Origin of the sequence: Nitrosomonas sp., assembly GCF_024282095.1 — a bacterium.
GTDB lineage: Bacteria > Pseudomonadota > Gammaproteobacteria > Burkholderiales > Nitrosomonadaceae > Nitrosomonas.
This window is the reverse complement of record NZ_JAMWZS010000014.1, coordinates 41139-60668: the sequence shown is the minus strand read 5'-3', so window position 1 is coordinate 60668 and position 19530 is coordinate 41139. Positions and strand designations below refer to the sequence as shown.

The window sequence follows — 19530 nt, the reverse complement described above, 5'->3', positions numbered from 1 at the left end:
TATTTTAAACAACACTTTTTCCAAATGAAAAACCTCTCTACAGCAATGATTACATACTTTTGTCGCTATTTTTACAAATAAGCAGTTGATAATTATTGCAAATAGATCGCAAATCCTTATCAAGAATTCGATCACAAAATAGCGATGCATAGAGTAGAAATAATATTGCTTGATATCGAGCAAAACAGTGTGCTGCGCGCTTGAACTACGAATGATTTAAGTTGAATGCTTCTTGAAGCTTATAGTGTAATTTCGATTGTAGAAATTTACGAAGATAATTATTATGGCAAACCTAAATACAGAAAGAATTGTACTTAACCAAATCCTATTATAAAAAATACAATCGGGTATACTTAAGAGATTTCCACAATTTTAATTGAGTAGATTACGCTATGAGTGAATATCTTTTTACTTCTGAATCTGTTTCCGAAGGGCATCCTGATAAGGTCGCCGATCAAATTTCTGATGCGGTATTGGATGCAATCCTGAGCCAGGATGCCAACGCCCGAGTTGCTTGTGAGACATTATGCAGTACGGGTTTAATTGTACTATCAGGCGAGATAACAACACATGCTTCCGTTGACTACAACATTATTGCACGTGAAACAGTTAAGAATATTGGCTATACCAGTTCTAATATTGGCTTTGATTCGACTACCTGCGCGGTTTTAACAGCTTTTAATAAACAATCGCCGGATATTGCGCAAGGCGTTGATCGCACGAAAGAAGAAGAAATGGAACAAGGAGCGGGGGATCAAGGGCTGATGTTTGGATTTGCTTGCGACGAAACGCCGCAGTTGATGCCGATGCCAATTTTTTATGCGCATCGCTTGGTCGAACGTCAGGCGGAGCTGAGGAAAAACGGGCGACTGACTTGGCTGCGTCCGGACGCAAAATCACAAGTTTCGGTTCGATACCAAAATGGTAAGCCGCAGCGTATTGAAACCGTTGTGATTTCAACACAACATGATCCCGATATTTCACATCAAGCGCTAACGGAAGCAGTTATTGAAGAGATTATTAAACCGGTATTACCTGCTGCAATGATCAGCGATCGTATTAGCTATCTGGTTAATCCAACCGGACGCTTTGTAGTTGGTGGGCCGATGGGTGATTGTGGCTTGACCGGTCGTAAAATTATTGTTGATAGTTATGGCGGTGCAGCACACCATGGCGGCGGCGCTTTTTCTGGCAAAGACCCATCCAAAGTGGATCGATCAGCAACCTATGCCGGACGTTATGTTGCAAAGAATATCGTAGCGGCTGGAATTGCCAGTAAATGCGAGGTGCAGGTTGCTTATGCGATTGGTGTTGCACGGCCTGTTTCATTGATGGTCAATACATTCGGTACCGGTAAGATTGCTGACGAAAAGATTGTTCAATTAATTGAAAGGCATTTTGATCTGCGTCCTCGGGGCATCATTCATGCGCTTAATTTATTGCGTCCTATCTACGCTAAAACTGCGGCCTATGGGCATTTCGGACGTGAATTGCCGGAATTTACCTGGGAAGCTACAGATAAAGCTGCTCAATTACGTGCCGATGCCGGTATATAAATTCTTAATAGTATTTGTTGGTATTAGTACACCTTAATCGATTTTCCCCCCTGTACTGAGGAGCGCTGCAGCGGTTTTTCCGTGAGGCTCAGCATAGGAGGATATTGTTACAACGGCGCTCGTTCATATTTTGAGGAGAAGACTATGAACGCTGTGCTCAATTCAGATGGTAGCCGTTTTACTGACTATAAGATTGCCGATATTTCACTGGCGGAATGGGGGCGTAAAGAAATAGCGATCGCCGAAACGGAAATGCCGGGGTTAATGGCATTGCGCAAGGAATATGGAAGCCAAAAACCATTGGCCGGTGCACGCATTGCCGGTTCTTTGCATATGACGATTCAAACTGCCGTGCTGATCGAAACACTCGTCGCATTAGGTGCGGAAGTGCGTTGGGCTTCATGTAATATTTTTTCCACCCAGGATCATGCGGCCGCAGCCATTGCAGCCAAGAATATTCCGATATTTGCCTATAAAGGTGAATCTCTGGAAGATTACTGGGAGTACGCCCATCAGATCTTCGAGTGGGTAGTTGCCGGGCAACCGAGCGGTGCCAATATGATCTTGGATGATGGCGGTGATGCAACATTACTGCTGATTCTGGGTACCAAGGCCGAGAAAAATCCGGCGGTTATTGCCAATCCTGCTAACGAAGAAGAAACGGCATTATTTGCGTCCATCAAAAATAAATTAGCTGCGCAGCCTGATTGGTATTCAAAAAACCTTGCCAGGATACGGGGCGTCACCGAAGAAACTACCACAGGCGTGCATCGGTTATATGAAATGCATAAAACTGGCGAGCTTCCATTTCCAGCATTTAACGTGAATGATTCTGTGACCAAATCAAAGTTTGATAATCTCTATGGATGCAGAGAGTCACTTGTCGATGGCATCAAGCGTGCAACTGATGTCATGATTGCCGGAAAGATCGCCGTGGTGTGCGGGTATGGTGATGTCGGTAAAGGTTGTGCTCAGTCTTTGCGTGGTTTAGGTGCAACCGTCTGGATTACCGAAATCGATCCTATCTGTGCGTTGCAGGCAGCGATGGAAGGGTATCGTGTCGTGACCATGGATGATGCCTGTGATCAAGCGGATATTTTTGTGACTGCAACCGGGAATCTGCGAGTGATCACGCACGACCACATGTTGAAAATGAAGGATCAGGCGATTATTTGCAATATTGGACATTTTGATTCTGAAATTGATATCGCATCCGTGCAGAAATATCAGTGGGAAAATATCAAGCCGCAAGTGGATCATGTCATATTTCCAACAGGGCGCCGCATTATTGTATTAGCGCAAGGTAGATTGGTGAATCTGGGGTGTGCGACGGGACACCCTTCTTTTGTGATGTCCAGCTCATTTACCAACCAGGTATTGGCGCAGATGGAGTTGTGGCAGAACGGGGAGAATTATCAAAAGAATGTGTATGTGTTGCCAAAACATCTGGATGAGAAGGTGGCGCGTCTGCATATTGGGAAGCTGGGAGTAAAACTCACTGAGCTGACAGATGAGCAGGCAAAATATCTGGGGCTTAGCAAGAACGGTCCCTATAAACCAGAGATGTACCGGTATTAATCATCCGCTCTTGCGATCTTAATGGGATAAGTGCCATTTGAATTTACATGGCTTTCCCATTAAGAAGGCTTGACTCAAGGTCATAGGTTAATTGGCCCCTATTGTGATAATTCTGTATTGATAGACTTGCAAAGCGATGGAATCACAAAAAAAATTCTCTCCTACATTCAGTTTTGAGCTTTTTCCACCCCAAACACCCCAAGGTGTTGAGAAGCTACGATTAACACGACAACAACTGGCTCAATACAATCCGAAGTTTTTTTCTGTAACCTTTGGCGCAGGTGGTTCCACGCGTGAGCGGACACTTGAAACCGCCTTGGAGATTCAAGCAGAAGGGCATGTTGTTGCGCCGCATTTGTCTTGTATTGGATCAACGCAGCAGAATATTCGCGTCATTCTGGAAAAATATTATGAAGCAGGCATTCGGCACATTGTCGCGTTACGCGGTGATTTGCCATCAGGCATGGCACAAGCCGGCGAGTTTCGTTATGCCAGTGAACTCGTCGCTTTTATCCGGCAGGAATTTGGGTCTTCGTTCCATATTGATGTAGCAGCGTACCCGGAATATCATCCGCAAGCGCGCTCTGCACAAGCAGATTTTGAAAATTTTAAGCGTAAAATTGAAACCGGCGCTAATTCGGCGATTACCCAATATTTCTATAATGCCGATGCTTACTATCATTTTGTGGAATCCTGCGAATCGACCGGTTTGAACATTCCGATTGTTCCTGGAATCATGCCAATTAGTAAATTCTCACAACTGGTCAGGTTTTCGGATACTTGCGGTGCCGAAATTCCACGCTGGATTCGTAAGAAATTCGAGGGGTATGGCGATGATAGCGCTTCGATACAAGCTTTTGGATTGGATGTCGTCACCGATCTTTGCGAACGCTTATTACAAGCGGGTGCGCCAGGATTACATTTTTATACATTGAATTCAGCCAATCTGACATCAATGATATGGCAGCGATTGAATCTTAAAGGAAATGCAGATTAGTCCCCACTTCCATGTTTTTTGCAATACGGATCAAATAAAACCACATAATCGCAAGCTAATGCAGTATGGGTTTGCGGAACATCAGTCATGAAACCGGCATGATCTTTTTCCTGATCCCCTCAGCCAGTATATAATGCGTGTCAATTCTGATTAAAGTAAAAAGCGCGAGGTTTCGAAATGGAAGAGAAAAAAACTGATTCAGATAAATCAATTGCAGAAGCACCGGATTCGAAGACAGTTACCGCGGATGTTTCAATCATGGATGCCTGCATTGCACGTGCCAGAGAGGTTCAAGCCGTGCAGCTGGAGCTCATCAAAAGCAAAGATTATGATTTTGCGCCTGAGTTTAAGAGCATGACCATTCAGCTTTATTTATTGGGCGTGATGTGGAAATTTGCTGAAGGTTTGGGAAATGCGGATGATGCACGCGAGCTGGCATTCACAGCGTTGCAAACGATGTTGCTGCAAGATGGCATGCAAAAACAAAAAGCAGCCAAGCGCATCGAATTTTTAAGGAAAATGTCCAAACTTGAAGATGATCATGATGCGTTGGCTGTAGCGATCGGTTATGAATCTGCACCCAATGATAGCAGTTTGGCAGAAGTATTTGACCATTACATCGACGACATGCAAGTTTCCGGTGCCTTTTGGCGGCTGTACGATCGTGGTAGAAAAATCATGCTATACGGTGGCTTGCTCATAGCCTTTGCAGTGATCTGGTTCGTAACCTTATTCATGCCGGGAAACAGTACGGTTGCCACTTTGGCTGCCGGACTTATTGCGGCGGCACTTTTTGTAATACCGGTATTCTTGATTGGTATTTTTATGTATCGCGCAAAAATCAAGAAAGCAAAACAAATAAGCTAATGCTGATAGGTGCTTATATCATATGATCGATACTATCCGTCGCATCACATTCAGATTAATTGACCAGATTGGTTGTGCGTGACAATGGGCGCCCAGATTATTGACGGTAAGAAAATAGCTGAATTGGTGCGTGCTGAATGGAAAGTACGTGCTGATAGACTGACTCAGCTGGGTACGCAGCCTGGACTGGCAGTGATCATTGTTGGAGACAATGCGGCATCGGGTATTTATGTCAGGAACAAGGTTAAAGCGTGCAATGAAATCGGCATTTATTCAGAGGTGCATGCTTTTCCGATGAATGCGCAGCAAAGTGAAGTGTTGGATTGTATTCAAGCGCTCAATGAAAATTCGCACATTCACGGCATTCTGGTTCAGTTGCCGCTACCTTCGCATTTTGAAAATAATCGTGTTATTACTGCCATTGCAGTTGGAAAAGATGTCGATGGTTTTCATCTTTACAATGTGGGGGCGCTGGTTACCGGGAATACCGTATTTTCACCGTGCACACCGTATGGTGTGATGGTCATGCTGGAAAGAAATCATATTCCCATAGCAGGTCAACATGCCGTAGTGGTGGGGCGTAGCAATATTGTGGGTAAACCGATGGCATTCATGTTGCTGGAGCAGGGTGCCACCGTCACCATCTGTACTTCAAAAACACGTGATTTAGCGCAATTTACAAAAAATGCGGATATTTTGGTGGTGGCAACCGGAAAACCGCGCATGATCACGGCTGACATGGTAAAGCCTGGCGCCGTGGTGATTGATGTGGGTATTAATCGTTTGGCCGATGGGAAACTCTGCGGTGATGTTGATTATGAATCGGTCAAAGATATCGCCGGTTATATTACGCCGGTTCCGGGAGGCGTCGGCCCGATGACGATTACCATGTTGCTGTGTAATACGATTCTGGCTGCTGAACGCGCACAGGCCGGCGGTTGAAGTGGGTGAGCAAAGTTAATTTTTGAGGGTATGCCTGAACATGGAATTGCAACCTGATACAGATCCACAGGAAACACAAGAATGGCTGGAGGCATTGGATTCAGTCATCATCAATGGTGGTACGGAACGTGCTCATTTTTTATTGGAGAAATTGATTGAAAAAGCGCGTCGTTCCGGTGCTTATCTGCCTTATAGTGCCACCACAGCCTATATCAATACCATTCCAACGGGAAAAGAAGAACGCTCGCCAGGTAATAACGCGATAGAACATCGCATTCGTTCTTATGTTCGCTGGAATGCTATGGCGATGGTGTTGCGTGCCAATAGAGATACCAATGTTGGCGGTCATATTGCCAGTTTTGCATCGGCTGCGACGCTATATGACATCGGTTACAACCATTTTTGGCATGCCCCGTGTGAAACGCACGGTGGGGATTTGGTGTATGTGCAGGGACATTCTTCTCCGGGGGCTTATGCGTATGCATTTCTGTCTGGAGAATTAACTCAGGAACAACTGGATAATTTTCGCCAGGAAGCCGGCGGCAACGGCTTATCTTCTTACCCGCATCCCTGGTTGATGCCCACTTTCTGGCAGTTTCCAACCGTTTCAATGGGACTTGGACCGCTGATGGCGATTTATCAGGCCCGATTCATGAAGTATCTGGGTAGCCGAGGGCTGGTCAATACCGATGGGCGTAAAATCTGGGCTTTTATGGGTGACGGTGAAATGGATGAGCCTGAATCACTCGGCGCTATTCCACTGGCATCACGCGAGAGCCTCGATAATTTGATTTTTGTCGTCAATTGCAACCTGCAGCGTCTGGATGGTCCGGTGCGGGGAAATGGCAAAATTATTCAGGAATTGGAAGGTGCTTTTCGTGGCGCCGGCTGGAATGTCATCAAGGTGATTTGGGGGTCTTATTGGGATCCTTTATTAGCCAAGGATATCAAAGGATTATTGCAAAAACGCATGATGGAGTGCGTGGATGGTGAGTATCAGAACTTTAAAGCCAGAGACGGTGCATATGTACGCAAGTACTTTTTTGGTAAGTATCCTGAGTTGCTGGAGATGGTCGCCAATATGTCGGATGACGATATCTGGCGGTTAAATCGGGGCGGGCATGATCCTTACAAAGTCTACGCGGCCTATGCCGCTGCGGTTAAGCATACCGGCCAGCCGACAGTGATACTGGCTAAAACCATCAAGGGTTATGGTATGGGTGAGGCCGGTGAAGCACAAAATATTACGCACCAGCAGAAAAAAATGGGCACGACTTCATTAAAGGCTTTTCGCAATCGGTTTGGTCTGGAAATTCCGGATGACAAGATCGACGAAATACCTTATCTCACGCTCGCCGCGGATTCGCCGGAATTTACGTATATGCAAGAACGGCGTAATGCATTAGGCGGTGCCTTTCATCGTCGCAAGACCAGTGCGCAGGCATTACAGACACCACCGTTGTCCGCTTTTGAATCATTGCTGAAAGCCGGCGGAGAAGGGCGTGAATCATCGACAACCATGGCGTTTGTGCGCATTCTGAATATTCTGGTTAAAGATAAGCAGATCGGTAAGCATGTTGTTCCGATTGTTGCCGATGAATCGCGCACTTTTGGCATGGAAGGCATGTTCCGGCAATTGGGTATCTGGTCATCGGTGGGGCAATTGTATACGCCGCAGGATGCCGATCAGCTAATGTATTACAAGGAAGACAAACACGGACAAATTCTGCAGGAAGGTATCAATGAAGCAGGTGCCATGTCATCCTGGATCGCGGCTGCGACATCTTATAGTACGCATGGTATTCAGATGATTCCGTTTTTTATATTTTATTCCATGTTCGGTTTTCAGCGTATCGGTGATTTAGCTTGGGCGGCTGGGGATATGCGTTGTCGAGGTTTCTTGCTGGGTGGAACGGCAGGGCGCACGACATTGAATGGCGAGGGGCTGCAACACGAGGATGGACATAGTCATATTGTGGCTTCAACAATTCCCAATTGCGTATCGTATGATCCCGCATTTGCGTATGAATTGGCTGTTATTATTCAAGATGGCTTGCGGCGCATGTATCAGGAACAAGAGGATGTCTATTATTACATTACGGTAATGAATGAAAATTACCCGCATCCTGAGATGCCCCCTGGTGCCGAAAAAGATATTCTGAAAGGCATGTATTTATTCAGTGAAGGGAGCAAGAGTCGCAATAAGCCATGTGTGCAATTGCTGGGAGCCGGTACCATTTTGCGCGAGGTAATTGCTGCTGCAGCGATACTCAAAAAAGAATATCACGTGAATGCGGATATCTGGGGTGTGACCAGCTTTAATGAATTAAGACGGGAAGCACTGAGTGTGGCACGCTGGAATATGTTGCATCCGACTCAGACGACAAAAGTGTCGCATGTCGAAAATTGTTTGAAAGGACGCGAAGGACCTGTGGTAGCCGCGACCGATTATATGAAAATCTATGCCGATCAGATTCGTGAATTTGTCCCTGGGAAATATCGTGTCTTGGGAACGGATGGTTTTGGGCGTTCTGATACGCGCGAGAAATTGCGCCATTTCTTTGAAGTGGATCGATTTTATATTACCGTTGCAGCACTCAAGGCGCTGTCTGAAGATGGGAAAATATCAAGTCAACAGGTTGATCAAGCCATACATAAATATGGCATCGATCCGGAGAAGCCTAATCCGGCAATCAGCTAGGGCCGAGGCAATATGAGGAAAGCATGTGACTGAATTAAAAAAAGTATTCATTCCAGATGTTGGTGACTTCAAAGATATTCCAGTGATCGAAATACTGGTAAAAGCGGGTGATGTTGTTAAAACTGAGGATTCATTAGTTACGCTGGAATCCGACAAGGCAACCATAGAAATTCCATCCCCGTATCCTGGTTTGATCAAGGAATTATTTGTCAAAGCGGGCGATAAAGTATCAGAAGGCACGGCAATATTGACTATCGAAGTTTCCGATAGCGCTCAAGCAGAACCTCCTGTTCAAGCCCCTGAGAAAGCAATTATTCAAAAAGATGTTGCACCTCAAGCAGAAACTGAGGTCAAGCAGGTCGCTACTCAGCGATCACAGAATTTAACGAACAATGTTTCCACTACAGACAATGTGCTTTCTAAAGCACATGCCAGTCCATCTATTCGTCGTTTTGCGCGGGAACTGGGCGTAAATCTCGATTTGGTCACGGGTAATGGGCCTAAACATCGTATTCTCAAAGAAGATGTGCAAGCCTATGTAAAAAACGAATTATCCAAGTCTCGCAGCGATGGAACCGGCTCAGCACTTAATTTGCTGCCTTGGCCACAAGTTAATTTTGCCAAGTTCGGTGCGATTGAGTTGAAACCTTTGACGCGTATCAAACAAATTTCAGGTGCCAATTTGCACCGAAATTGGGTGATGATTCCGCATGTGACTCAGTTTGACGAAGCCGATATCACTGATTTAGAGACACTACGAAAAGAATCCAATGACAGTGACAAAGAAAACAAAGTGAAACTGACATTGCTGGCGTTTCTGATGAAAGCGTTAATCGCGCCTTTGAAAAAATTTCCGGAATTCAATGCATCAATCGATAATAGTGCTGACGGTGAAGCAAACCTGATCATCAAACGCTATTATCATATCGGATTTGCTGTGGATACGGTCAGTGGATTGGTCGTTCCGGTGATTAAAGATGTCGACCAGAAAGGAATCACTGCCATCGCCGAAGAATTAACCCGGTTGTCTTCACTGGCGCGCGAAGGTAAGTTAAAACCAACCGATATGCAAGGCGCGAGCTTCACCATTTCCAGCCTAGGCGGGATTGGCGGCACGGCATTTACGCCGATTATCAATGCCCCTGAAGTTGCCATTCTGGGGATTTCAAAAGCAAGTATTAAGCCTGTTTATCGCGCCAATCAATTCGTTCCGCGCTTGATGCTTCCTTTGTCGCTTTCCTATGATCATCGGGTCATCGATGGCGCAACAGCGGCGCGTTTTACGACACATTTATCAGAAGTGCTAACGGATATGCGTCTGGCTTTATTATGATAATTACCGCTGCTAGGTATATTCACCAAGATGGAAGCTGTCGATAAGTTTCCTCTGATCGGTATTTATGGCGGGACATTCGATCCGATTCACTATGGCCATCTACGTATCGCTGAAGAGCTGCTTGATATCGTCGGTTTGCAACGAATCGTCTTTGTTCCATCCGGTGCGCCTCGTTTGCGCGCCGCTCCTGCTGCATCAAGAAATCACCGCGCCGCCATGGTGCGCCTGGCAACTCAAGATAACAGGTTGTTTTCGCTGGATGAGCGTGAAGTCAATCGCCTCGGTGTTAGTACCACAGTGCATTCATTGCGTGAATACAAATGTGAATTAGGCGATCACTCGACACTTTGTTTTATATTGGGAATAGACGCATTCGTTAAGATCCATCAATGGTCTGAATGGCAGGAGTTGTTCAGTTTATGCCATTTAATCATAGTTGCCCGCCCTGGATACATTGCCATCAACGAAGATCAAAACCTGCCCGCTGAGATACGAAAAGAATTTATTTCCCGTTGTGTCATGAATGTCAGTGATTTGCGGTTACAATCCAGTGGTTTTATCTATACTGCACGGACATCGCTGCTGGAAATATCTGCATCACACATACGATCATTGATAAACACCGGAAAAAGTATACGTTATCTGCTTCCTGACAATGTCTCTGAATATATTAAATCCAATCGCTTATACACCGGAAAAACATGAATTCTGAAGAATTAGTAACTGTCATTATTGATGCACTGGAGGAGATCAAAGCCTACGATATTGATGTCATTGATGTTTCAAAAATAACTTCAATGTTCGGAAGCATTATTATTGCCAGTGCAGATTCCACGCGTCAGACAAAATCACTGGCGAATAATGTGCAAGAGAAAGTCAAAGCTGCTGGAGGAAAGGTGTACAGCGTGGAAGGGGAGCAGACAGGAGAATGGCTTCTCGTGGATCTGGGCGATGTGATTGTGCATATTATGCTACCGGTTGCACGTGAGTACTACAATCTGAAAGCGCTGTGGTCTAGGTAAAAATCAATAGCAACCTATTCAGAACAACAGGCGAGATATAAGATATTTTTTGCCCTCCCTTATTATGAAATTTTTTATACTTGCAGTTGGCAATAAGATGCCGGATTGGATCGGGACGGGCTATTTAGAATATATCAAGCGATTGCCACGCGAAATAACCGTACATTTGATAGAAATTAAACCCGAGAAGCGCACAAGTGGCAAACAGACAGAGCAATTGTTATTTGCAGAATATCAACGGATTCGTGCAGTATTACCAGCGGATTGCCGGATTGTGGCTCTTGATGAAAATGGCCAGCAATGGACGACGGTGAAATTTGCTCATGTCATAAAGCAATGGACGATGGATGGCAATGCGGTTGCATTTATTATTGGTAGCGCAGATGGATTACATGATGAAATCAAACGCACAGCCGGTGAAATGATTGCATTATCCAAGCTGACTTTACCGCATGGCCTTGTTCGAGTACTTCTGGCGGAACAACTTTATCGCGCTGTCTCGATCATTAAAGGGCACCCTTATCATCGAACATGAATCAGTTTCATTATTCATGCGGTTTTAAGGCACTCTCAACAAGAGAGTAATATCCATTCGTTTTTGGAATTTTTTATGCCATGATGTTTTCTGATAACCAAATATATCTTGCTTCAAGAAGCCCTAGAAGGCGTGAATTACTCAGACAAATCGGTGTGAGATTTAATCTTTTACTGATGCGCGAAACGTTGGGTCGCCCGATTGATATTGATGAGCAGCCACTGATTGATGAAACGCCGACGGATTATATTTATCGTATCGTTCAATCCAAAGCAAATGAAAGTTGGAAGCGAATACTGCAGCGTAAATTTCCATTATTACCGGTACTGGTCGCCGACACCATTGTAACGCTCGATGGCTGTATTTTAGGTAAACCTAAAGATGTCGTACAAGCAGAAGACATGTTAAAAACTTTATCGGGACGCTCGCATCAAGTGCTAACAGCGATTGGTGTTGGGGTCAAAGATAAGGTACAAGTCAGATTATCGACGTCGACAGTACAATTTCGTGAAATCAGTGAGCGAGAAATCCGCAAGTACCTCGCGCAGAATAACTGCTTAGATAAAGCCGGCGCCTATGCTATTCAAGGTATGGCTGCGGCATTTATTGTAAAGATATCAGGTAGCTACAGTGGCGTGATGGGATTGCCTCTGTACGAGACAGCACAATTGTTAGAAGAAATCGGCGTAGAACTATTTCCACGATAACGAATACCTATAGTTATGAAATTCAATAGCAATTTAATTTATGTACTCATTTTATTGCCGATTGCTGCAGTTAATAGTCAAGTTCTAGGCTATTTTATTGTTAACCTGACAAACGTCTAAATCAAAAATACATAAAAATTTGTACCAGCACAATGAATAACGAAATTCTTGTCAATATTACGCCGCAAGAAACCAGAGTTGCAATATTAGAGCAGGGCATAACACAAGAGCTGCATATTGAGCGGATGAGCGGCCATGGTATTGTTGGAAATATTTACAACGGGCGTGTCAGCCGAGTTTTGCCGGGTATGCAATCCGCATTTGTAGATATTGGCCTGGACCGGGCTGCATTCTTGCATGTTGCGGATATCTGGAATCCAAATCAGTATAGTGATGCTGCCAAACCTATCGAAAAATTGTTACATGAAGGCAATAGCATTCTGGTTCAAGTGATTAAAGACGCGATAGGTACCAAAGGAGCGCGACTATCAACTCAAATAAGTCTGGCGGGCCGTTTGTTGGTTTATCTGCCACAGGAATCCCGCATTGGTATTTCTCAGCGCATTGAAGATGATACTGACCGCGAATTGTTGCGTGAAAGATTGCAGCAAATTCTGCCTTTGGAAGAGAAGGGCGGCTACATTATCCGGACCATGGCCGAGACGGCAGACGAAAGTGATTTACGTGCTGATCTTGAGTATCTGCATAAGCTATGGCATGACATTCAACAAGGATCTGTAACGATTGCAGCCCCTGTATTGCTCTATCAGGACCTGGATCTCGGTCACCGGGTATTACGGGATTTTGTCGATGAAGATACGGTTCGTGTGCTGGTGGATTCCCGTGAGAATTTTCAGAAGCTCGTTAGATTCGCACAAAATTATATGACGGATATTGCTGAGCGCATCACTTTATATACTGGAGATCGCCCGCTATTTGATTTATATGGTGTTGAAGAAGAAATTGAAAAATCTTTGGCTAAGCGTGTCAATTTAAAATCAGGTGGATATCTGATTATTGATCAAACGGAAGCACTGACCACAATGGATGTGAACACAGGTGGATTCATTGGTGTACGCAATTTTGACGACACCATTTTTAAAACAAACCTGGAAGCAGCCCAGGTCATTGCCAGACAACTACGCTTACGCAATTTGGGTGGAATCATCATTATTGATTTCATCGATATGGATTCCGAAGAGCATAAAAATGCGGTATTAATGGAATTTAATAAAGCCCTGCAGAAAGATCGTACACGCATCACTGTCAATGGATTCAGTACACTTGGGCTGGTTGAGATGACACGTAAGCGAACCAGGGAAAGTCTGGCACATGTATTGTGTGAGCCTTGTCCAACCTGTCAAGGGCGAGGAGAGATTAGAACCGCACAAACAATTTGTTATGAGATCTTACGTGAATTACTGAGAGAATCCAGACAATTTGAAGCGAATGAATTTCGTATTCTCGCATCACAGCAGGTCATCGATTTGTTTCTTGATGAAGAATCCCAGAGTTTGGCCCAACTAGGTGATTTTATAGCAAAACCAATCAGCCTGCAGGTTGAGGAATCATATACTCAAGAACAATATGATGTCATATTGATGTAATCGGAGAGGCAGTATGACGATTTGCTTGCGTTAAAAAAGAGAAAACCGGATTTCGTTTGATGTCACAGCTGCCTAACTGCAGTAACTATTCAAGCAAACAAAATCCGGTTCAAGTGATGAGCTTTTTCGTCTTTTTTTATTAGCCGATGATTACTAAGACCAATTCTAATAAGCGTTATTAGAATCTGATTTTAGCTTTACTTTGATTTTTTGATTGCTTAGTTGCTCAAGTGATTCTGCCGGTTTGTTGGCATACTCACGTTTCAGCAATTCTGCAGCCACTTTATGATGAAAAGTAGCTTGCTGTGAGGCTTCTTTTGCAGCTTCTTCGTAATAACGAATATTGGCTGTAGTGTGTGACTTAAAATCCTGACCTTGCCGGCCATAGTAATAGCTATGATCATCATATTCTTCTAATGATTCTTTCTTTTCCTCAGCTTTGGCGATCATTTCTTTAGCTAAATTATCATAGTAATTCGCTAAATTATCATGGTCACTATACGTCTTGGCATTTTGTGCAGAGATTTTATTATCTGCATTTTGCGTTTCCAATGGACTCAATCCTGCACAGGCAACCACTAGAAAAAGTATCGGTGATACTAATAAATATTTTCCCAGTTTTGTGTTCATGATAATAATAACTCCAAGTAGAATGACATGTGCGCATCCTATCTTAGACGGTGCTGCGGGTATATTGGGGAAACTCTGGTTTTTTACTAAGGGAAACCATTAATCGATAATCTATTAATGGATTTCTTGATGTTCTAATGTTCTTCAGCAATCCAACGCGTGGCGTAGCGTATTAAGTCGGCGCCATCCTTCAAGTTCAATTTAACTCGGATGTTGAAACGGTGCGTTTCGATTGTTTTAATGCTGCGACAAAGCAGTTTGGCAATTTCCTGGCTGCTATATCCTTGCCCGATCAAATGCAATACTTCAAACTCACTTGGGGTGAGTGTATTGATCAATTGCTCAGGCTCTGCTCCCCCTGTTGCAATTCGTTTCAATAATTTCTCATGCATATGTTTGCTTAAAAAGACGTTGCCCTTTAATACTTCACGAATAGCGGCTAGCAGTATTTCGCCAGGTTCTTGCTTCATCACATAACCGCGCGCACCAGCTCGCAGCGCACGTTCCGCATAAACGGATTCATCATGCATGGAAATAAAAAGTACGGGGAGCGTGGGAATCAACGCGTGTATGCTTTTGATCACTTCGAAACCAGATACGGTTTTAAGGGTGACATCCAGTAACACGATGTCGACGGGATCATTTTTCTTGAGTATTGCCAGTGCCTCGTTACCGTCGCCCGCTTCAGCAAGCACTTCCATATCGGGTTCCATATTGATGAGCATCGCCATACCGTGACGCAACATGGCATGATCATCCACCAACATTACTTTTGCTTTTACATTTGACATATTAGATCATTCGCATTTCTAAACGGACTTCTGTGCCACCTTCGGTGCGCGATAAAAATTCCAATTTTGCACCCAACTGCTTAGCACGGTATTGCATAATCTTAACGCCCATTCCTGAGATTGTTTTATGATTGGTATCAATTCCGACAAAACCGCTGCCATCATCGCAGATTGATAGGCACAATATACCTTCTTCGATGGTAAGCGATATGTTCAGATGCTGCGCTTTACCGTGACGTATTGCATTATTGGCAGCTTCTTGGGCGATTCGATACAGGTTAAGCGCGAGATCATTATCATTAATAGCCATGCCGTCTTTACATGAGAAGTTGCAAATAATACTGTAAGTTGTTGCTATTCTGGTTGCCAAAGTCTGCAATGCGGGTATCAAGCCATTAGCTTCCAATTCAAACGGCAATAATCCTTGCGCGAGCTGTTTGATCTGTATCACGGCAATTTGTGCTTGCGTAGCAATGGAAGCAGCCACAGTTGCCATACTTTCATTACCCTCAGAAAAAATTTTCTTTTCCAGCGCTCTGGCCTGATAGCCGATTGCCGCTATTTGTTGCCCAAGATTATCATGCAATTCCTGTCCGATTGTATGTGCCTGCTCTTCTGCTACAAATACCAGTGCTTGTTCTAGGCGCTTACGTTCCAGCCAACTCTCCAGATCGCTTGCGATGGCATTGACGAGTTTTTGTTCTTCCAGCACCAGAAATGGTTTATCGTTTGGATAAAATACCCGTAGCTGACCACAGATCTTGCCATTGACATTAATTGCAGACCAACAGGTACATGCGGGATCTCGATCAGCACGTCGATGATCGCGTGTCCTGGGGACAATTTTGGTTTTTGATGGCAGCTGGTGTGCAAGACCTTGACCATGCCTTCCAGACATGAATCGCCAGCCATCCAATTCGATAACGGCGGTGGCAATCTCAGGGAATTGCACGGCAGGGATCAAGTGCTCAAAAATATTCTGGCACACATTATCGATGGATGACTCTACTCCGATTCCACGACGGATTTCATACAGGCAAGTAATTTCTTTCAAGCGTTCACGCAATAATTCGTCGACCTGTTTGCGCTCCAGCCATTTTGCCAGGTCATCAGCAATGGCATCGATCAGTCTTTGTTCTTCCAATACTAAGAATGGCTTGTCTTCAGGATAGAATACACTCAAATGACCGCAGACCTTGTCATTAACTTTGATTTTTGATTGCAACACGAATCCGATGGCATCGCTTTTTTTATAGCACTCAAAACACACTTTGTTGTTTTCAGTAGTAATGCTGGATGGTGTTTTGTTGATAGGGTTCTGATCCTGATTTTTGGAAGTAAAACGCTTGCCGTTGAATTCGATGATGGCAGTGGCAATTTCCGGAAATTGCATGGCAGGTATCAGATGCTCAAAAATATGTTGAGAAACATCATCCATGGATAATTCCAGTCCCATACCGCGACGAATTTCATAAAGGCAAGTAATTTCCTTCAGTCGCACGTGCAATAATCCATCGACTTGCTTACGCTCAAGCCACCTCGCCAGATCGTTTGTGATGGCATTAATCATTCTTTGTTCCTCCAGAACCAGGAATGATTTGTCTTCAGGATAGAAAACGCTTAATCGGCCACATACCTTGCCATTGACATTAATCTCCGATTGCAATTCATGTGCCAAGCTCTGATCCTGATTGAAGGAGGTGATACGTTTTCCATCAAGTTCGATCATCGCGGAAGCATGTTCCGGGTATTGCATGGCGGGTATTAGATGTTCAATAATTTGCTGGCAGACATCGTCTACTGATATCCCTGATCCGATGCAATGGCGAATTTCGTAAAGGCAGGTAATTTCCTTCAAACGTTCGCGTAACTCAGTTTCTTTATGGCTCAGTTCAATGGAGAATTGCTCGGCTGTTTCCTTGGCATCGCGTGCTTCTCTTTCTGATTTGATCAGTTTGCGGACAAACCAATTCAATAGCAATATCTCAGCAATGATCAATCCGGCCAGATACAGAATGATAATTTTCAGTTCTTCGTTGACCGGCTTGAATAGTTCTTCCTCATCCAATTTCAGGGTCATGCCAAGACCGATAGCGCGCAGTGGTGCGTAAGCTTCGATTACCGGTATTTGACGATAATCTTTTACGGCGATAACGCCGCTTTTTCCATCCAGCGCATAGCTGATTGGCAGCACACCGCCTTCTGTTATGCGTTTCAAATGCTTGAATTTTACACCGTCAATCTGACTTATCAGACAGGCCATTTCCTGCTGACCTTGCACCGGCGGTGCACACAATATAAATTCTCCGGTTTCACCGATTGATCTTATTTCACTGAATCTGCGCGTTAGCTGGGGCAGTGTGATTTCCGTCATGATACTGCCGATACGACGCATATCCGCATCGAGTACTTCTTTATTTGTGCGCAGAATAAACTGCCCATCCCACACTAAAGATGTATTGTGATATTTATTGAGCGGCAGTGATTGTGATTGTTTTTCAGAAAACTGACCGACTTGCGACAGCGCATTACCACGTATGTCATAAACAACTGCTGCCGAGAAACCTGCTTGCGTTAATGAGTTAACGTTGCGTGCGAGATCGTGCAGCGCGTTATTGTTGTCTGGTTGTGCATTAAGTTCCTGCATCGATTGAATGATAAAGGGACGAAGTGCCAACGCGCGAGTATCCTCTATTCCTTTTTCAATTTGACTTTCAATGTGCAGCGCCTTGCCTTGCAACGCGACATCCAGTCCTCGGCCCAGTACGGATTCAATCTGTTGTCGCATCGCACTATAAACTGCGATACCCGTCGTTAGGGTCAATCCTAACAAGAGCAGGCCACCAATAATACTAATCTTGCGATCGTCACGTGTTAAAAGCAAACCATTCTCCTTAGCTAGGTTCTGAGTTTGTACCGCTTAGATTATAAGCACAACAGTCGGACAACTCCAGAGATTACGTGCTGCATGGAACAAAATCTATTGGTGTGCAGATGTAGCAATCTCAATGTGAATAAATAGCTTACATCCATTTCTTCCTTTTAAAGAAAATGAGTAAGCCCACGCCGATCATAATAAAAATCACCCAGATCGTAGGATAGGCCCAACGCCACTTCAATTCCGGCATATACTCAAAATTCATGCCATAAATACCGGCGATAAAAGTCAATGGTATGAAGATTGATGCAAAAATGGTCAGAATTTTCATCGTTTCATTCAATTTGTTGCTAATGCTGGACAAATAAATATCATGCATGGCGGAAATTCTTTCCCGGTAGGATTCAAGGGAATCGGTAACGCGCAGTACGTGATCATACACATCGCCGTAGTATCGCAACGTTTTTTCTTGGAGTAATGGAGTATCTGCGCGCTGGATGGTTACCAGCAGTTCGCGTAATGGAGAAATATTGCGTTTCATAGAAATTAAACCACGTCGAATTTGCTGGACGGTTTGCAGCATTGCTTTGTTGGAATTGAATAATATATTGTCTTCCAGAGGATCGATGATTTCGTCCAGATTGTCTTCTACAACAAAATATTCATCAACAATCGTGTCGAGAATGACATACGCCAGGTAATCGCTGCCAAACTGCCGCAATCTGCCATTGCGATTTTGCAAGTGATTGTAAATAGGATCAAATGTGTCATCGGCTTTTTCTTTGAAGGTAACCACATAATTGGCCAGCAACAAGATGCTGATTTGTTCATATTGCAGGCTAAAAATTTTTTCCTGGTCAAGATTGATACCTTTGATAACCATATAAAGGAAATCTTCGTATTCCTCCAGTTTGGGGCGTTGATGCGTACTTAAGATATCTTCCAGCACCAACGGATGAATATTTAATTCCTGGCCGATACTTTCTACGATATGAATATCGCTTAATCCGTCCACATTTATCCAGGTGATTACCCCTGTGCTTTGCAATTGTTTCATTTCCGCGATCGAAACGGCGTCGTGTCGTATCAGCGTGTCAGCATTATATTGTGTAATCGAAATTTTACATGCCGCTTCATGCTTTTCCCCAATATGTATCAATGTGCCCGGTGGAAGTCCGGATTTATCGGCCGCACTGCTTAAAACTGTTTTATCGGATTGTTGCGGTGCGTGACGTTCTGGCGGTAAAGTGGAATTCATATATGCTAACCTGGTATTAGTGACCAAGTTGCTTATTCTAAGGGTTTTACTTGCAGTTAGGGAAACAAGAAGAGACTGATCATTAATGATCAGGAGGGTGGCAAATATTGCCAGATCCTCTGGAA

General features: G+C 44.2%; 16 protein-coding genes and 1 riboswitch. Of the genes, 12 read left to right on the top strand and 4 right to left on the bottom strand.

The features are described from left to right. The first annotated feature begins 392 nt into the window (after positions 1–392). The 12 genes from metK (at position 393) to rng (ending at position 13848) form a co-directional block, all read left to right on the top strand. A complete protein-coding gene (gene metK / locus Q0K92_RS06125) occupies positions 393–1556 on the top strand; it encodes a methionine adenosyltransferase (RefSeq protein WP_297324924.1) in 1164 nt (387 codons plus the stop codon). 51 nt (positions 1557–1607) lie between these two features. Further along, positions 1608–1684: riboswitch (S-adenosyl-L-homocysteine riboswitch) on the top strand. A 16-nt stretch (positions 1685–1700) separates the two neighbouring features. Then, positions 1701–3134, top strand: a complete 1434-nt coding sequence (gene ahcY, locus Q0K92_RS06120) for an adenosylhomocysteinase (RefSeq protein ID WP_297324923.1) — start codon at positions 1701–1703, stop codon at positions 3132–3134. Between the two features lie 136 nt (positions 3135–3270). Beyond that, entirely contained in the window at positions 3271–4131 is an 861-nt protein-coding gene (gene metF / locus Q0K92_RS06115) for a methylenetetrahydrofolate reductase [NAD(P)H] (protein WP_297324922.1), read from the top strand. Between the two features lie 177 nt (positions 4132–4308). Next, positions 4309–4998: a hypothetical protein gene (locus tag Q0K92_RS06110; RefSeq protein ID WP_297324921.1), complete on the top strand. Its 690-nt coding sequence runs from the start codon at positions 4309–4311 to the stop codon at positions 4996–4998. An 84-nt stretch (positions 4999–5082) separates the two neighbouring features. Further along, positions 5083–5940: a bifunctional methylenetetrahydrofolate dehydrogenase/methenyltetrahydrofolate cyclohydrolase FolD gene (folD, locus tag Q0K92_RS06105; protein ID WP_297324926.1), complete on the top strand. Its 858-nt coding sequence runs from the start codon at positions 5083–5085 to the stop codon at positions 5938–5940. Positions 5941–5980: 40 nt separating this feature from the next. After that, positions 5981–8641 carry a pyruvate dehydrogenase (acetyl-transferring), homodimeric type gene (gene aceE, locus Q0K92_RS06100; protein WP_297324920.1) on the top strand — a complete coding sequence of 887 codons (2661 nt, stop codon included), beginning with the start codon at positions 5981–5983 and terminating at the stop codon, positions 8639–8641. A gap of 25 nt (positions 8642–8666) precedes the next feature. Beyond that, positions 8667–9974 carry a dihydrolipoyllysine-residue acetyltransferase gene (gene aceF, locus Q0K92_RS06095; protein ID WP_297324919.1) on the top strand — a complete coding sequence of 436 codons (1308 nt, stop codon included), beginning with the start codon at positions 8667–8669 and terminating at the stop codon, positions 9972–9974. Positions 9975–10004: 30 nt separating this feature from the next. Continuing rightward, positions 10005–10682: a nicotinate-nucleotide adenylyltransferase gene (nadD, locus tag Q0K92_RS06090; protein WP_297324918.1), complete on the top strand. Its 678-nt coding sequence runs from the start codon at positions 10005–10007 to the stop codon at positions 10680–10682. Next, a complete protein-coding gene (gene rsfS, locus Q0K92_RS06085; RefSeq protein ID WP_297324917.1) occupies positions 10679–10999 on the top strand; it encodes a ribosome silencing factor in 321 nt (106 codons plus the stop codon). The genes nadD and rsfS overlap by 4 nt, the downstream gene beginning before the upstream one ends. Positions 11000–11063: 64 nt before the next feature. Beyond that, complete coding sequence (gene rlmH, locus Q0K92_RS06080) at positions 11064–11534, top strand: 23S rRNA (pseudouridine(1915)-N(3))-methyltransferase RlmH (protein ID WP_297324916.1); 471 nt, start codon at positions 11064–11066, stop codon at positions 11532–11534. Between the two features lie 83 nt (positions 11535–11617). Beyond that, positions 11618–12241: a Maf family protein gene (locus Q0K92_RS06075; protein WP_297324925.1), complete on the top strand. Its 624-nt coding sequence runs from the start codon at positions 11618–11620 to the stop codon at positions 12239–12241. Between the two features lie 152 nt (positions 12242–12393). Beyond that, a complete protein-coding gene (gene rng / locus Q0K92_RS06070; RefSeq protein WP_297324915.1) occupies positions 12394–13848 on the top strand; it encodes a ribonuclease G in 1455 nt (484 codons plus the stop codon). A gap of 165 nt (positions 13849–14013) precedes the next feature. On the opposite strand, the gene Q0K92_RS06065 is transcribed toward rng, so the two are convergent. The 4 genes from Q0K92_RS06065 to corA form a co-directional block, all read right to left on the bottom strand. After that, a complete protein-coding gene (locus tag Q0K92_RS06065; protein ID WP_297324914.1) occupies positions 14014–14478 on the bottom strand; it encodes a hypothetical protein in 465 nt (154 codons plus the stop codon). A 134-nt stretch (positions 14479–14612) separates the two neighbouring features. Continuing rightward, positions 14613–15269 (bottom strand): response regulator transcription factor, encoded by a 657-nt coding sequence (locus Q0K92_RS06060; protein ID WP_297324913.1) that lies wholly within the window; start codon positions 15267–15269, stop codon positions 14613–14615. 1 nt (position 15270) lies between these two features. After that, positions 15271–18153 (bottom strand): ATP-binding protein, encoded by a 2883-nt coding sequence (locus Q0K92_RS06055; RefSeq protein ID WP_297324912.1) that lies wholly within the window; start codon positions 18151–18153, stop codon positions 15271–15273. Positions 18154–18292: 139 nt separating this feature from the next. After that, positions 18293–19405, bottom strand: a complete 1113-nt coding sequence (corA, locus tag Q0K92_RS06050; protein WP_297324911.1) for a magnesium/cobalt transporter CorA — start codon at positions 19403–19405, stop codon at positions 18293–18295. Positions 19406–19530: the final 125 nt, after the last annotated feature.

Coding starts and splice junctions, on each gene's coding strand:
- metK (WP_297324924.1), top strand. CDS start 393: ATGAGTGAATATCTTTTTACTTCTGAATCTGTTTCCGAAGGGCATCCT.
- ahcY (WP_297324923.1), top strand. CDS start 1,701: ATGAACGCTGTGCTCAATTCAGATGGTAGCCGTTTTACTGACTATAAG.
- metF (WP_297324922.1), top strand. CDS start 3,271: ATGGAATCACAAAAAAAATTCTCTCCTACATTCAGTTTTGAGCTTTTT.
- Q0K92_RS06110 (WP_297324921.1), top strand. CDS start 4,309: ATGGAAGAGAAAAAAACTGATTCAGATAAATCAATTGCAGAAGCACCG.
- folD (WP_297324926.1), top strand. CDS start 5,083: ATGGGCGCCCAGATTATTGACGGTAAGAAAATAGCTGAATTGGTGCGT.
- aceE (WP_297324920.1), top strand. CDS start 5,981: ATGGAATTGCAACCTGATACAGATCCACAGGAAACACAAGAATGGCTG.
- nadD (WP_297324918.1), top strand. CDS start 10,005: ATGGAAGCTGTCGATAAGTTTCCTCTGATCGGTATTTATGGCGGGACA.
- rsfS (WP_297324917.1), top strand. CDS start 10,679: ATGAATTCTGAAGAATTAGTAACTGTCATTATTGATGCACTGGAGGAG.
- rlmH (WP_297324916.1), top strand. CDS start 11,064: ATGAAATTTTTTATACTTGCAGTTGGCAATAAGATGCCGGATTGGATC.
- Q0K92_RS06075 (WP_297324925.1), top strand. CDS start 11,618: ATGTTTTCTGATAACCAAATATATCTTGCTTCAAGAAGCCCTAGAAGG.
- rng (WP_297324915.1), top strand. CDS start 12,394: ATGAATAACGAAATTCTTGTCAATATTACGCCGCAAGAAACCAGAGTT.
- Q0K92_RS06065 (WP_297324914.1), bottom strand. CDS start 14,478: ATGAACACAAAACTGGGAAAATATTTATTAGTATCACCGATACTTTTT.
- Q0K92_RS06060 (WP_297324913.1), bottom strand. CDS start 15,269: ATGTCAAATGTAAAAGCAAAAGTAATGTTGGTGGATGATCATGCCATG.
- corA (WP_297324911.1), bottom strand. CDS start 19,405: ATGAATTCCACTTTACCGCCAGAACGTCACGCACCGCAACAATCCGAT.